The following is a 15,903-nucleotide window of genomic DNA, read 5'->3' on the forward strand; positions in this document are numbered from 1 at the left end:
ATCTTTCCTAGTCGAGCCAAATTTGTCGGGCTTATGCTGGCGGTGTTTCAACCTGTAACTCACTTGCTATTCTAATATAAAGCCGTGCTGGAAGCACGGGGTTTTAAACCCATTTTTCTGATAAGGAAAATGCGATCGCCCGTAAGGGGATTTTTATGATCGATGCCTCGAAGGGATTCAAAAAGGACGGCAATAAAAATCGCTTGCGGGAGCAGGATATCCATCGTATTGTCGATAGCTTTGACAAACAGGTGGATCTGCCGCGCTATGCGCGGATGGTTGGTTTTGAGGAGATTGCCGATCCTAAAAATGACTACAATTTAAATCTGCCGCGCTATATCGACAGCACCGAGCCAGAGGATTTACAGGATATTGAGGGGCATTTGCGGGGGGGCATTCCAGAGCGGGATCTTGGGGCGCTAGATGCTTATTGGCAAGTAATTCCTAAAGTCCGATCGCTGTTATTTCAAGGGGCAGAGCGTCATGGCTATTATCATTTGCAAGTTCCGATTAATGAGGTGAAGTCGGCAATTTTGAACCATCCTGAATTCGTGGCTTTTAATGCTCAGGTTATGGCGGTTTTTGAGCAGTGGCAACAGCGCAATATTCCCAAATTACAGAAATTTGATCAGGGAGATCAGCCCAAGACCTTGATCGCGGCGATCGCTGAAGATTTGCTAGATTGTTTCGCGGCAGTGCCGCTTCTGGATGCCTATGATCTCTATCAGCATTTGATGGACTATTGGGCGGAGACGATGCAGGATGATTGTTATATTTTGGCTGCTGATGGCTGGGTGGCACAGACCTATCGCGTTGTGGAAACTGACAAGAAGGGCAGAACCAAGGATAAGGGTTGGGCTTGTGATCTTGTGCCTAAGTCGTTGATTGTGGCGCATTATTTTGCAACTCAGGAGTCGGCGATCGCCTCGAAGCAGTCTGAACTAGAAGCGATCGCGGTCAGCATTACGGAACTAGAGGAAGAACATGGTGGTGAGGAGGGCTATTTAGGCGCGTTGGAGAAGGTCAATAAGGCGGAGGTGAATAGTCGGCTCAAGGAGATCAAGGGCGATCGCGATGCTGATGAGGAGATGGCGGTACTCAGGAAGTGGCTAAAGTTGGGTGAGGATGAGGCGAGTTGCAAAAGGGCGATCAAGGATATGGATGCGGAGCTTGATCGTGTTGCTTATACTAAGTATGCCTCTCTCACAAAGGCGGAGGTGAAAACTCTAGTAATTGATCATAAATGGTTGCCCAGCATTAGGTCGGCGGTGCGATCGGAGTTAGATCGCCTATCCCAGACTTTGACGGGGCGGGTGCGGCTATTGGCGGAGCGCTATGCTACGCCTTTACCAATGTTGGAGCAGGATGTGGCAGATTTATCGGCAAGGGTGGCAGCGCATTTGCAAAAAATGGGGTTTCGCTAAGTTACAAGTTGTAAGAAATAGTAATGGAATTAATGCGTTTAAATAAAGTCTTAATACTAAAATTTTCTTTTTTAGGCAATTCTTATTTAAAGAAACGCTAAAATTTCAAATAAGGTAAAATCTTATTTAAGGATCTTTACTTTTTAGTGATTAACGATGCACACAACAACATTATCTCCTAATTATCAAGTATCAATCCCAGAAAATCTTTGTCAGCGTTTGTCTTTGCGGGCGGGGCAAGAGTTTACCCTGATTACGAAGGGCAATATTCTTGTCTTGGTTCCTACTCCTTCATTAGAGGCGATGCGCGGTTTTATGAAGGGGGCTAATGGCGAAAATTACCGCGATCGTCAATCAAACAAATGATGTCCATTTTGAAAAACTACCTCAAGTAACTTATTTACCAAAACATGATGCGTAATAATGATCAATTAAGGAAGGGCTATAAGTTGACTGAGGTGGGGGTGATTCCTGAAGATTGGGAAGTTTACTCTGTTCGGATGCTTGTTGAACATCAAATTCTTGAAAAGCCTCTAGATGGCAACCATGGTAATTTTCACCCAAAAAATAGTGACTACGTTTATTACGGTATCCCATTCATAATGGCAAATAATGTAGTAAATGGACAGGTCGATCTTTTGAGTTGCAAGTTCATTAGCCAAGATCAAGGTGACAAGCTTCAAAAAGGTTTTTCAATCTCTGGTGATGTTCTGTTAACTCATAAAGGAACTGTTGGCAACACAGCTTTAGTGAGCAATATAAGTACAGATTACATAATGCTTACCCCACAAGTAACTTATTATCGTGTTAGGGACAGCAAGCGATTATATAATTACTTTCTGAGACATTATTTTGACAGTTACTCCTTTCAATCTATTTTTATTAATCTAGCTGGTGGAGGAACAAGAGCTTATCTCGGTATCGTTAAGCAGCTCGCACTTCCGATAGTTATACCACCCCTTTCCGAACAAATCGCGATCGCCACAGTTCTCTCCGACAGCGATCGCCTCATCGAATCCTTAGATCGCCTCATCGTCAAGAAGCGCAACCTCAAACAGGCAACCATGCAGCAACTCCTCACAGGCAAGATTCGCCTAGCGGGGTTTAGTGGAGAGTGGGAAGTGAAGCGATTGGGGGAACATCTCGAATTTTTGCGAAATGGAGTTAATTCTCGTGCTGAATTGACAATAGGTGATCCAGTTAAATACCTTCACTATGGCGATATTCATGGTTCTAATAGCATATTTCTAAGTCCGTCAGATTTACCAAGTTTGCCCTCAAGTAAAGCCAATAGCCTTAGCAAGCTCAAAAATGGCGATTTAGTATTTGCTGATGCCTCTGAAGATTTAGCTGGAGTTGGAAAATCCGTTGAGATAGTCGGAACATCAGGGATTGAATTTGTCTCTGGTTTACATACAATTGCTATTCGATTTGATAAGAGCATTTTGGCTGATGGATTTAAAGCCTACCTACAATTTCATCCTACTTTCTGTCAACACCTTAGACGGCTTGCGTCAGGAACAAAAGTCTATGCAACTAATAGAGGTCATATCACTAGTATTGAGATCAATTTACCATCTATCAAGGAACAAACCGCGATCGCCACGATCTTGTCAGATATGGATAGTGAAATTGCAGCCCTAGAGCAACAGCGCGACAAAACCCGCGCCCTCAAGCAAGGGATGATGCAAGAATTATTAACAGGACGGATAAGACTGGTATGACAGTCGAGGAACTATTAAAAGCTTTAGAACTGGGCGAAGATCAAGACCTTGAATTTAAAGCCGCACAGGGCGGACTACCCCGATCTGTCTGGGAAACCGTTTCATCCTTCGCTAATACCGCAGGCGGTACTATTATTTTGGGAGTCGCAGAACAGTTTGGAAAATTTGAAATCGTAGGAATAAATAAGCCACAGACATTAATTAAAGACTTTTGGGATAATCATAACAATCGAGAAAAGCTTAATTATCCGATCTGCCGTGATGCTGATGTCACAACATGGGAAATTGAGAAAAAAACTGTCATTTGTATTCAGATCCCCCAAGCATCTCGCCAACAGCGCCCCATCTACATTAATAACAATCCAATCGGCGGAACCTTCAAACGCAACTATGAAGGCGACTATCGCTGTACCGAAGTCGAAGTCCGTCAAATGTTACGTGATGCAGCAGAAGAACCCAGTGATGGGAGAATACTCGAAGGATTTACCATTGCAGACCTTGATTCAGAATCTTTAAAAGCATATCGCAACCGTTTTGCCTCCCGTAACCCCGATCATCCTTTTCTAGCCCTGAGCGATCAGGATTTATTAGAAAGCCTAGGAGGATGGCGACGCGATCGGGTTAGCAAAATCGAAGGCATCACTCTAGCAGGTATCCTCATGTTTGGCAAAGAGCGTAGTATCCTTGATGCCCTGCCGCACTTTCATCTTGATTATCAAGAACAATTTTCCACAGATCCAGAAGTACGCTGGACTTACCGTCTAACCGTTGATGGGAAATGGACACCCAACCTATTTAACTTTTATTACCGTGTTTACCCTAATCTTGTTGAAAATATAGATGTGCCTTTTCAGTTGGATCAATATGCCATACGCATCGAGGAAACCCATGTCCATGAAGCATTGAGAGAGGCACTTATCAACACACTCATCCATGCCGATCATCAAACCACCCACTCAATCCAAATTATCAAACGCCCTGACCGATTTATCTTGATCAACCCTGGACGGTTAAGAATCCCCCTAGAGCAACTATACCAAGGTGGCATCAGCGACCCCCGCAATCCTAACTTACTAAAGATGTTTCAAATGTTAGGTTTAGTCGAACGAGCAGGATCTGGCTTTCAGAAAATTTTACGCGCTTGGCGAGAACAGCACTGGTTGATTCCCCTAGTCGCAGAAAATCTCCAATTGGAATTAACAGCGATACAGATGCCTGTTGTGAGTATGATTCCAGAATCTGTAGAACAAGAGCTACGTCAAGTTGTTGGAGAAGCATACCCAACATTAGACGAGTTAGAGAGAACTATCCTGATGCTGGCTCATCGTCTCGGTGAAATTAGCAATAGGGACATCCAAAGATACCGCAATGAGCATTCACGAAATATTGGTAGTTTACTGCACAAATTCGTAGCAATGGGTTGGCTCAAAAAAAGTGGACAAGGTTTTGGCACAAGGTATCAATGGACAAGTCCTAGCTCCGAACATTTGCCTGAAAGCTCCGAACATTTGCCTGAAAGCTCCGAACATTTGCCTGAAAGCTCCGAACATTTGCCTGAAAGCTCCGAACATTTGCCACCAGAACAAGAGCAAATACTGCAACAGATCGCTGCACCTGTGCAAACATCAGGCAAAAAATTACCTAAAGCTACTATGGAGGCAATAATTCTTGATTTATGTGCGATCAATTGGTTGACATTGCGAACCCTTGCCCGTTTGCTGGCACGTAAACCAGACTATTTGCGGAACTATTTCATCGCCCCCATGCTTAAGGATGGTCGCCTAGAACTGAAAATGCCTGACAATTTAAGACATCCTCAACAGGCTTATCGTAAAACTGCCCAACCTTAACTATTAAAATCAGCAGAAGATTCTATGCCTGAAACAGTCAGATCAGAACGTGCCACCCAAAATCGCGTCATTCGCCTATTCTGCCCCGATGCAGAAGTAACAGCCCCTGCTGACAAAATGCGCGATCAAGCCGCCACCTATGGCATGGGAGCGCTAGGTTATCGTTATCTCGGCAATTGGAGTAAGCGCCAACATAATCGCCATATCGAAACAGCAATATTACGGAACCATTTGCGGCAGTGTAGCTATAGCGAAGCCCAGATCAACGCCGCCCTGCAAAAGCTGGAAACTGCCGCCGACACCACAGGCATCACCCTCTATCAAGCCAACCTACGTACATACCAATTACTACGCTATGGGGTGCAGGTTCAGGTGTCCGCAGGACAGCCCCACGAAACCGTTCACCTGATCGATTGGCAACAGCCCGCCAATAATGACTTTGCGATCGCCGAAGAAGTGACCCTCAAAGGTGGCTATGAGCGCCGCCCCGATCTGGTGATCTATCTCAATGGCATCGCGATTGCCGTATTAGAACTAAAACGTGGTGCTGTCGAAGTTGCCGATGGCGTGCGGCAATTGATCACCAATCAAGAACCAATCTTTAACCAAAACTTTTTTAGTACAGTCCAGTTTCTCTTTGCTGGCAGCGATTCTCAAGGGCTACGTTATGGGGCGATCGGCACACCCGCAGAATTTTTTGTACCTTGGAAACCTCAGCAAAAGAGTACCGCCGCGATCGGCTCCTTACTAGATCAGCCCCTCGCCGAAATGTGCGAAAAAAGCCGACTCCTCGACCTAATTCGCAACTTCATCATATTTGACGGTGGACAAAAAAAAGTACCGCGTCCCCATCAATATGCAGGCATCAAAGCAGCTCAAGAGCGCATCCAGCAAAGGGAAGGCGGCGTAATCTGGCATACCCAAGGCAGTGGCAAAAGCATCCTCATGGTACTACTTGCCAAATGGCTCATGGAGCATGACCCCGATGGGCGCATCCTCATCATCACCGATCGCGATGAACTAGACCAACAGATCGAGAACGTCCTCAAAAATGCAGGTATCATCGGCACAGATAGCCCATCCCCCCGCATCACCTCCCGCGCCCAATTTACCGAGAAACTAGCCGCCACCACCCCGCGCATCCTCTGCGCCCTGCTCCACAAATTTAGCCCCGATCTCCAAGCCGATCCGCCTCCCATTCATGGACGCTTCTATGTATTTGTCGATGAATGTCACCGCACCCAAGGCGGCGACCTCAACAAGCAAATGCAGCGCTGGCTCAGCCATGCCATCTTTATCGGCTTCACAGGCACGCCCCTACTTCGCAAAGACAAACAAACCACCCGCGATGTTTTCGGCACTTATATCCATACCTACAAATTTCAGGAAGCCGTTGCCGATCAAGTGGTGCTAGATCTCAAATACGAAGCCCGCACCGTCCCTCAACGTCTCACCTCCCGCCAACAGGTTGATCAATGGTTTGCTCATAAAACTAAAGGGCTAAATGCTTACCAGCAAGCCGTCTTGCGGAAGCGTTGGGCAACCTTAAAAGAACTGATGAGTTCGGGCGAACGGAAGGAGCGCATCGTTGCCGATATTATCCATGATTTTAATATCAAGCCTAGACTGAACAGCGATCGCGGCAGTGCCATCCTTGTCGCCGCTTCCATCTATGATGCTTGCCACTATTTCCGCATTTTCCAAACCAAATCCTTCGGCAAATATTGCGGCATGATCACCTCTTACCAACCCAATCACAATGCCATCTCTCGCGAACCCGCCGATAGCGATGAACGCTACAAATTTGATACCTACATCGACTACATTCTCAAAAATGGAAAGACCACCCAACAGTACGAAGAAGAGATCAAACGCCGATTTAAAGAAGAGCCAAACCATTGCAAGCTGGTGATCGTGGTCAGTAAATTACTCACAGGCTTTGATGCGCCCCCCTGCACCTACATCTACCTCGACAACGAAATGCGAGATCATAATCTCTTTCAAGCGATCTGCCGCACCAATCGCCTCGATGGCGAAGACAAAGACTATGGCTATATTGTCGATTACAAAGAATTATTTGAGCAGGTGCAGAACTCGATCGCCGTCTATAGCTCCGATGAATTGGACATTGATAACAATGGTGACAATGGCAATGTGATTATCAAGGATTGGCTCAAGGAGGGCAAAACTAACCTTGACAGGGCATGGGAGGCATTGCATTATCTCTGTGAACCAGTGCCACTGCCCCGCGAACTAGAGCAGTATCTGCATTATTTTTGTGGCGATATTCTCAATGATGCCAATGCCCTTACCAATAACGAACCATTACGCATATCTTTCTATAAATCTACTGTCACCTTCATTCGCGCCTATGCCGAGATCGCGGGCAACCTTGACACAGCAGGCTACAGCAAAACAGAAATAGACACCCTCACTCAAGCAGCGCAGTTTTACACCGAAATCCGTAGCGCCATCAAGCACCATGCTGGCGAAGAGTTAGATATCAAGCCCTATGAAGGTGATATGCGCTATCTCATCAATACCTATATTCAAGCCGATAGCGCTAGTCCCATTGGCAACCTCAGCACCCTCACCCTCACCGAAGCGATCATTACCACAGGCATCCATGACGCGATTGCCCAAAAACTCAACCAAAAGGGAAATCTCTCCCATAAAGCGATCGCTGAGGGCATCATCAACAATGTCCGTAAAAAGATTATCCGCGATCAACTCACCGATCCCAAATTTTACGATCAGATCTCGCAGCTACTCGATGATCTAATCCAGCAACAACGGCAGGAGACCATTGACTTGGATTCGCCAACAACAGCACCAACTACTACACCAAGCCCGCGAAGCCCCCCGCCAATATATTGAACGCGAAAGCCATTACCTATGGGGAAGGCGCTATCTGCTTACAATCATCGAAAAGCAAGCCAAGCCTAGTATCACCATCGATATTGGCGTGAAGCCCGCCTCGAACTAAACGAACTGCCCCTAGGCGCTACAAGCTGGTAATCTGTTTGCTTAGGGTGTTACAGCCTGTTGAGGCAATCGTTTGTTTTGAGAACGGGCTTGCCTGTGGCGATCGCCTGTTCAATGATATCGGCGGCTCGGCTAACTCCACCTGAAGCAGCGATCGCTTTTTGTAATCTCAAAGCATTCTCTTTGTAAGAGGGATTAGTCAATACCTTTTGAATGGCAACCTTCAAATCCTTAACATTCAACTGCTTAACAGGAATTGCCTCACCACAGCCAGTCCAAGCGATCCGCGCCGCCACCCCTGGTTGATCGTTCGCCACAGGAATAGCCACCATTGGCACACCATTGGTTAAGCATTCCATTGCTGTATTCATGCCTGCATGGGTAATCATCATCGTTGCCCTTGGCAAAATCTCTAATTGCGGCGCATATGTCACCACCAAAGGATTACCCTTTAGCGGCGGCAGATCCTCTGGCTTTGACGCACCACCCAACGAAATTACTAATTGAACGTCAAAGTCCGCGCAAGCTTCGGCAATGTCAGCAAATACATTCAAAAGCTTATTTTGCAAAGTTCCCATTGAGGCATAAACTAGCGGCTGCCCCGTTAACTTATCAAAGGGAAAACTAATAGCTTGACGGCTACTGGCAGAATGGTAAGGCCCCGTAAAATGCAAATGTGGGGGTAGTTTTTGACGGGGAAATTCAAACTCAGGGGGAGCTTGACTGATTTGAGCAAGTTGCGAATAACGCTGATTGGGATGAGTGTGTAGAGGCAAGTTATGCTGTTGCCGAAATTCATTGATTGTCTCTGTAATTGACTTAGTGGCAACATTAAGTAGTTGATAACCGAGTTTATTGCGTAAGATGCCCACCCAGCTAGGAGCATAAGCCCAACTAGTATTAAAAGGAGGTACTGATGGCTCTCGATTTAACACCACTGCATTACATATAGTGATAAAAGGAATATTTAAGTAGTCAGCGATCGTGCCGCCATAGGAAGAAACTTGATCAACTAATAACGCTTGTATATTCAGTTCTCGGATATAGCTAGGAGACTCTTGTAGCATGACAACGGCTTCATTTTTTACAAATTTGATTGTATATTTCAAAGCCTCTAATCCCTTGAGCTTTCCTAGTTCGTTGAAATTCTTTTTATTTGTTCCCAATGGGAACTCCTGCTCACCGATCGCCCGAAAGGATAACCCTGCTGCTATTACGGTCGCTTGCACATCTAATATTCCTAAAAAAGTAACCAGATGTCCACGTTTCTGTAACTCCTGACCGATGGGCAACATCGCATTCAGATGTCCTGTGGTGCTTGGGGCAATAATTCCAAAATGAGTCATATTTATAGGGCGATCGCCTACCTAGATAAGTTATTCAAAGATTAGCACATACAACGCTTTACGATGACTTAAAAATGAGATAAATTGCTTGTTGAGTTTGAAGGAATAAGTGAGACTAATAAAACAAACTAATAAAAAAGCTAGGCTAACAATCTAGAACAGGATTTCAGTAATTTCAATAATTAAGAAAAACATAAATCTGCCATTTAATTAATTTGATAAGATTATTAAGTGCCTTTCCCATAGCGCTCCTGTAAAAGGATAGAGTGCGGGGCTTCCCACTCACATTAGTTAAAAATATGACCTTAGAAAGTTTGCCCATATTATTGACATTAGGATGCTTGGTTGGCGGTTTGTGCTATAGCAATTGGCGCGATCGCAAGCAAATGGGACAACCATTGATCTTTTTGGCAGGTGAAGAAGAAAAGCAACTGCAAGAATGTTTTCCATCTTCCATTTATTATTTGCAAAATCTCGAATATCGCAACGATGAAATTTGTTGCTATGGTCAATTGCGATCGCCTAACTTTAAATATAGCTATGACACCGTTAGCTATAATCTCAAGCAAGCTTTTGGCGATCGCTTTTTATGCTATTTAAAGGAAGAATCTATGGCAACTTTGCCACCTGACTATCCTGAACGACTGGGAAATGCTTCCGCCTTGGGTAATTACTGCTTCCACATTGTCGCCCGTAGCTCAATGCCCTCACGTCGTTCTCGAAAACGTTTAGTCGCAAGGAGTATAGTCAGTGCCATTGCCACATTTATTGCCTTAATCGCTTGGGGGACTAATCTGGCACCTTTGCCAGAAATACATCTAGATAGGTTGCTCCTCAATATGCCCTATGTGATCGCGGTAATGCTCATATTTATGGCTAGAACAATCGCCCAATACTATATCACTCGTAAATATGAAATGCGCTTTATACCGCCGCTTTATATACCTTGGTTAGGTAACTGGGCGGTGCTTAGCCCCTTGCAGCAATCAAGGCAGAATAAACAGACTATCAAGTTAGCAGTCAAGGATCAACGCAAAATTCTATTTGATTTGGGCGCATTTCCGAATATTGCAGGATTACTGGTTGCGATTTTATTGATCGTTTGCGGAAATTGGCTGTTCTTATCGATTGATCCACCAATTGCTGACCCTGTGTTACCGATCTTAGCTCAGTCATTCATTGCCAAATTCATTAATGTTTTTCAGTTCCAAAACTCTATTCTCACAGCATTAATTCATTCTATTTGCCAAGCGATCGCCCCCAATCAACTCACCACCCAATCTCCTCTTACCCTCGCAGGGTGGACAGGTCTAGCCATAAGTGCAGTGCAGATCCTCCCCTTTGAGTTTCTCGATGGTGGCAATTTGGCGATCGCCATGTATAACCATCAACAGGTTTGCAAAATCGCGCAGGTTTCGCGCTTGTTGATATTAGCGATCGCCCTCCTAATCCAACCTTGGTTGCGGGTTTACGCGCTGTTATTATTTCTATTACCAATGCCACGCCCATTGGTTTTGAATGAAGGACTCGAAGTCGATCGCACTCGTGACTATATTGGCTTTACTGTCATCGCGATCGCCCTATTGATTCTTTTGCCATTGCCAAAATAAGGATGACGGGACGGGTTTCAATCAAGTTTTTTGAAAATATTGCCTAAGACAATGCAAAGATAGTTGCAAAATTTTTTTCCAATTTTGGGAGTTTACTAATGGCGGTGATTGATTTGGCAATAGATGTGACAGTTAACTTGGCAGCAAAGTCCCCTCTTATTATTGGGTTGTTATTTGGCGGTCAGTCGGGAGAACATGATGTCTCGATCACATCAGCAAGGGCGATCGCTGCCGCACTGACTCAAAATCCTCGCTATCAGGTGCAAGCCTTTTACATTCAGCGCAATGGCATATGGCGCAGCCCAGACATATCGCAACAGGTCTTAGATCGGGGCAGCGCTTTGGCTGAATCGGAAATATTGACGAATGCGGCTTTTTTCTTGCCGATGGAAGTACAGCAGGTGGATCTATGGTTTCCTGTTCTGCATGGTCCTAATGGCGAAGATGGCACTGTGCAGGGGCTATTGCAATTGATGCACAAGCCCTATGTGGGCAATGGGGTATTGGCGGCGGCAGTGGGAATGGACAAAATCGCGATGAAAGCGATCTTTGCTAATGCGGGGCTGCCACAGGTGAAATATGTATCGCTCAACCGTTGGCAATGGCAACAGGATCAGTCGGCATGGACTGAACATATCGAAGCCACCCTTGGCTATCCCTGCTTTGTAAAACCTTCAAATCTTGGCTCATCGGTCGGCATCTCTAAAGTACGCGATCGCCAACAACTAAAAGAAGCGATCGCCAGTGCCACTAGCTACGACCCCCGCATCATTATTGAACAAGGCGTAACAGCAAGGGAAATTGAATGTGCGGTTCTCGGTAATGAGCAACCCCAAGCCTCAGCGATCGGTGAAATCACATTTAGTAGCGACTTTTACGACTATGAAACTAAATACACCGCAGGCATGGCAAATTTGATCATTCCTAGCCAACTGCCCGATCATGTCACCCAAGCGGTGCAGTCTATGGCGGTAAAGGCGTTCCAGACTGTTGCAGGCGCAGGACTCGCAAGGGTCGACTTTTTCTATGTGGAATCGACAGGCACTGTATTAATCAATGAGATTAATACTTTTCCGGGGTTTACGGCTCTGAGTATGTATCCCAAACTTTGGGAATACTCTGGAATTCCCTTTACAGAATTATGCGATCGGCTAATTGAATTGGCATTGGAAAAACATTAGGCATTAGGCGAAACCGCAAAAGCCAAGCAGGGCAACCACAGGAGAATTGCCCCTACCTGAATAACTCATATTTTGTAGGGGCTGTAGATGGTGCGTATCAGCCCGAAACCTTAGCTAATAGCTATTAGCTATTAGCTATTAGCTATCTATAGACTTGTGGCGAAATAGCGATTAAAATCGCTGAAACCTTTACAGGACAATAATAAAATATACTAAATTATACTAAATTATACTAAATATACTCAAACATAAAACCATCTAAAACATAAAGCGCTATAGTTATACATCACTCACCCCCAAAACTATGACTTACGGTCTAAACCTACAATCGCAAAAATCAGTCAAATGTTTACCCATAATTTTAGGATTAATTTGCTCATTGTCTGGTGGATATATCAGTAATGCCCAAGCGCAAAATCCTGCCGCAGAAAATAGTGCAACCATTAGCGCCGAAGAACATTTTCGCCGTGGCAGCATCACCAGAGCCATTCAAATCTGGAGCAGTGACATTAGAAATGGTAAAGAGATGCTCAGATCTCTTTATAATCGATCGCAGGCTTACATTGTTCTCAAGCAATATGAAGCAGCATTACAGGATCTCAACCAACTGATCAAATTGCAGGGTGTAAATACGCCTACGCAGGTATATATCATTCGTGGCATTGCCCTAAGTGAGATCGGTCGCCTTGACGAAGCGATCGCTGACTTTAATCAAGCCGAAAAACTCGAACCTTCCTATTTGGTATATAGCAATCGGGGCTTAGCCTATCAGCGATCGCAGAAGTATCAGATGGCATTGTCAGACTTACTCAAATCCGTACAACTATCGCCAACGCCCATTGCCAAACTCAATTTGGCGAATGTCAGAATCCAGTTAGGACAGTTTGCAGAAGTTTTAACGGAAATGAATCAAATATTGGAAAAGGAGAAAACCTTCTTTCCTGCCTATTTAGTGCGAAGTATTGCTAATTTCAACCTTGGCAAATATGAAGCAGCAATTCAAGATAGCCTATTTACCCTCAAAATTCTGCCCGATCAGCCTGAAGCCTATTACTATGCAGGTCTTTCCTTTGCCAAGCTCAACCGCAAAGAGGATGCCGCCCAAAACTTAGTCCGTGCGGCTGACCTTTATCTGCGTCAAAATCAGGCAAACAACTATCGTCAAGTCCTCGAAAAAATGAGCGAACTCAATTTACAATGATCGATCCCGAACAGCTTTTAGAACAATCGCTCAAATCTGGTGCAGAAGCCGCCGAAGTATATATATCTAGCTCCATTTCTCATCCTGTCAGCTTTGCTGCCAACCGCCTCAAACAGATCGAATCTGTTGATACAGAAGGAGTTGGCTTAAGAATTTGGAAAGATGGGCGTATGGGCTTAGCCACTGCCTATGGTGCTGTCGAACCGCAAGAAATAGTTAATCAGGCGATCGCGCTTAGCAGTTTGAGTGAAACAGAGGAAGTGATCTTAAGTTATACGACTATTGCTGATTATCCTCGCATTTGTGGTCAAGCAATCGATGCGGCACAAATGATCGACCATGGGCAACAGGCGATCGCCCAAGTTCTCAGTAAATATCCCGATGCAATCTGTGGTGTTGATTGGGATTGCAGCCATGAAACCCTGAGAATTATCAATAGTAAGGGGTTAGATTGTGGCTATACGGACATTAGCGTTGATGGTTCCTTAAGTGCTGAATTAACACGCGGCGATGACTTTCTCAATGTTTGGTATGCTCAATCGGAACGGAGTGATTTTGCTATTGATAATTTAGTACAGAAGGTGCTGCAATATTTGGAATGGGCAGAAAAAAATGTGAATTTGCGATCATCCCAAAAATTACCAATTCTCTTTACTGCTAAGGCTGCGGATTTATTTTGGGGAGTGGTGGCAATGGCAATGAGTGGAAGGCAATTGCAGCAGCAAACAACACCTTGGTTAGATAAATTGGGTAAGTCTGTTGTCTCGGCACTGTTTGATGTGACGCAAGATCCTGACCTTGGTATTTATGGCGCTCCCTTTGATGATGAAGGGACACCCACCCAATCAATTAAATGGATTGAACAGGGTAGATTACAGGGCTTTTATGGAGATATGCGAACCTGCCGCGATCTCAATTTGCCAGTCACAGGCAATGGCTTTCGCGGTGATCTGGGAAATTATCCGAGTCCTGGGTTATTCAATTTGGCGATCGCTGCTCATCAAACCACCACAGGCGATATCAAAGAATTAGCGGCTCTTCTCAAAAATGGGCTGATTGTCGATCAGATTCTTGGTGATGATGTGGATTTGTCAGGCGATTTTTCTATTAATGTCGATCTTGGCTATAGTATCCGCAACGGCGAAATTGTCGGCAGAGTCAAAGACACAATGGTGACTGGTAATATCTATCAAGGCTTAAATCAAGTCATGGCTGTCGGCAGCGATCGCCATTGGCACGGCTCGCTATATGTCCCTGCGATGATTATTGATGGCTTGTCGGTGACATCACAGTAAATCAGGGTGAATCTGACCACTGTTGCGCCCAACTGTAACGACAATCGGTGGACGATCATTTGCCATTGTGCCTCTGCCTCAACGTTGATTGCTGCGCTGTTTTGGTAGGTCTGTCATCGGGTCATGTTTTGTCCCCTCCATCAAATCCATATTGTCTACCTTCGGTTTTCACTTTAGTACAGATAAGATGAAAACCGCTATATGTGTTACTATGCAGTCACTGTACTGTTTTGACAGATTTGACAAATCTCGTGGTGGCGATGTCCATTACTGGCAATAATTGTTCCCCATTGCCGCAGTTCTAAATTGTTGTAGGACAGGGGGCTGAGATCAGAATGAGTGAGCTGTCCGCCAGCTTCGGTCAAGATAATTTCGGGAGCGCAATAGTCCCAGTCTTTGGGGGCAGATTTGCCTGATACAGAAATATAGACATCGGCTTTGCCTGAGGCGATCGCCGCAAATTTACCACCGATACTCCCCACCGCAATCTCCGCCGCTTTGGGCAGTTGCTGCAAGATTTGTTCGAGATGGTGATTACGATGGCTGCGACTAGCAACTACAACCATTTGATTTAATTCGAGCTTGTCAGAAACTTGAATGCGTTGCTGTCTGCCATCCCTAGTTTCAATATAAGCCCCGTGACCAATCATGCCTTGAAATAGCCGATCTTGGGCTGGGGTGGCGACTAGCCCAAGCACAGGGCGTTGGCGATAGGTCAAACCAATATGCACTGCAAACTCATTAGTGCGGCGAATAAAGTCACTAGTGCCATCCATCGGATCGATGATCCAAACCCAATCGCGTTCGAGGCGATCGCAACTATCCTCCGTCTCTTCACTGAGGTAAGCAAAATTATCCGTACCGAATATTGTCTGTAAATGACTGAGAATAAAATCATTAGCCGCAAGGTCAGCAGAGGTGACATTGCCCTCTTCCCCACCCTTAAACTTGATCTCGAGATCTTGAGGCTGTTGATAGTACTGCATTAGGACATCGCCTGCTCCCCAAGCGATCGGGCGAGCAAGCTCCATAATTTTGTTTAAATTCAGCATCTTGAACTTTGGTGAAGCGGATGGTTTTTAATATACCGCAAACCAAATTGCAAAGTGAACATTCACAATTAATTACTCCCAAAGTTGAGGATAGGAGGCAATCTTACTTTTCACGGCATCTTTAAAAGGTGGACCAGAATGGGCTTTCAGGTAAAGGGTACAGATGGGGTTAAAGTAGTAAAAAGCAAACAAAAGCAGGCAAGAAAAAATGATGAACTGGTGGGACAAGAATTTT

10 protein-coding genes and 2 pseudogenes are annotated in these 15,903 nt (G+C 45.1%); 10 read left to right on the top strand and 2 right to left on the bottom strand.

Going from position 1 to position 15,903, the window contains the following annotated elements; genetic code table 11:
* Positions 1–131: 131 nt before the first annotated feature.
* From H6F44_RS19285 to H6F44_RS24135, 6 genes and pseudogenes are all read left to right on the top strand, one after another.
* Positions 132–1,424 (top strand): annotated as a pseudogene (locus H6F44_RS19285) (N-6 DNA methylase); the annotation flags it as partial.
* Positions 1,425–1,580: 156 nt separating this feature from the next.
* Positions 1,581–1,790, top strand: a complete 210-nt coding sequence (locus H6F44_RS19290; protein WP_190352653.1) for an AbrB/MazE/SpoVT family DNA-binding domain-containing protein — start codon at positions 1,581–1,583, stop codon at positions 1,788–1,790.
* A 47-nt stretch (positions 1,791–1,837) separates the two neighbouring features.
* Positions 1,838–3,148, top strand: coding sequence for a restriction endonuclease subunit S (locus tag H6F44_RS19295; RefSeq protein ID WP_190352654.1), 1,311 nt, complete (start codon positions 1,838–1,840; stop codon positions 3,146–3,148).
* The gene (locus tag H6F44_RS19300) at positions 3,145–4,998 is read left to right on the top strand and encodes an RNA-binding domain-containing protein (protein WP_190352655.1); all 1,854 of its coding nucleotides are present in this window, start codon (positions 3,145–3,147) and stop codon (positions 4,996–4,998) included. Before H6F44_RS19295 ends, H6F44_RS19300 begins: the two co-directional genes overlap by 4 nt.
* Positions 4,999–5,022: 24 nt before the next feature.
* Entirely contained in the window at positions 5,023–7,875 is a 2,853-nt protein-coding gene (locus H6F44_RS19305) for a type I restriction endonuclease subunit R (protein ID WP_190352656.1), read from the top strand.
* Positions 7,805–7,957: pseudogene (locus H6F44_RS24135) on the top strand (YgjP-like metallopeptidase domain-containing protein); the annotation flags it as partial. The gene H6F44_RS19305 and the pseudogene H6F44_RS24135, both read left to right, overlap by 71 nt.
* A 76-nt stretch (positions 7,958–8,033) precedes the next feature.
* On the opposite strand, the gene H6F44_RS19315 reads toward H6F44_RS24135, so the two are convergent.
* A complete protein-coding gene (locus tag H6F44_RS19315; RefSeq protein WP_190352658.1) occupies positions 8,034–9,329 on the bottom strand; it encodes a glycosyltransferase in 1,296 nt (431 codons plus the stop codon).
* 299 nt (positions 9,330–9,628) lie between these two features.
* On the opposite strand from H6F44_RS19315, the gene H6F44_RS19320 reads away from it, so the two are divergent.
* The 4 genes from H6F44_RS19320 to H6F44_RS19335 all read left to right on the top strand — a co-directional run bounded on the left by H6F44_RS19320 (position 9,629) and on the right by H6F44_RS19335 (position 14,616).
* The gene (locus H6F44_RS19320) at positions 9,629–10,939 is read left to right on the top strand and encodes a hypothetical protein (RefSeq protein WP_190352659.1); all 1,311 of its coding nucleotides are present in this window, start codon (positions 9,629–9,631) and stop codon (positions 10,937–10,939) included.
* Positions 10,940–11,037: 98 nt separating this feature from the next.
* A complete protein-coding gene (locus tag H6F44_RS19325; protein WP_190352660.1) occupies positions 11,038–12,120 on the top strand; it encodes a D-alanine--D-alanine ligase family protein in 1,083 nt (360 codons plus the stop codon).
* 304 nt (positions 12,121–12,424) lie between these two features.
* A complete protein-coding gene (locus H6F44_RS19330) occupies positions 12,425–13,321 on the top strand; it encodes a tetratricopeptide repeat protein (protein ID WP_190352661.1) in 897 nt (298 codons plus the stop codon).
* A complete protein-coding gene (locus tag H6F44_RS19335) occupies positions 13,318–14,616 on the top strand; it encodes a TldD/PmbA family protein (RefSeq protein WP_190352662.1) in 1,299 nt (432 codons plus the stop codon). Before H6F44_RS19330 ends, H6F44_RS19335 begins: the two co-directional genes overlap by 4 nt.
* A gap of 209 nt (positions 14,617–14,825) precedes the next feature.
* Here H6F44_RS19335 and H6F44_RS19340 read toward each other — a convergent pair whose 3' ends face one another.
* Positions 14,826–15,647 (bottom strand): 3'(2'),5'-bisphosphate nucleotidase CysQ family protein, encoded by an 822-nt coding sequence (locus H6F44_RS19340; RefSeq protein WP_242016665.1) that lies wholly within the window; start codon positions 15,645–15,647, stop codon positions 14,826–14,828.
* Between the last annotated feature and the right edge of the window lie 256 nt (positions 15,648–15,903).

The sequence above is a fragment of the Pseudanabaena cinerea FACHB-1277 genome (genome assembly GCF_014696345.1).
Taxonomy (GTDB): Bacteria; Cyanobacteriota; Cyanobacteriia; order Pseudanabaenales; family Pseudanabaenaceae; genus Pseudanabaena; species Pseudanabaena cinerea.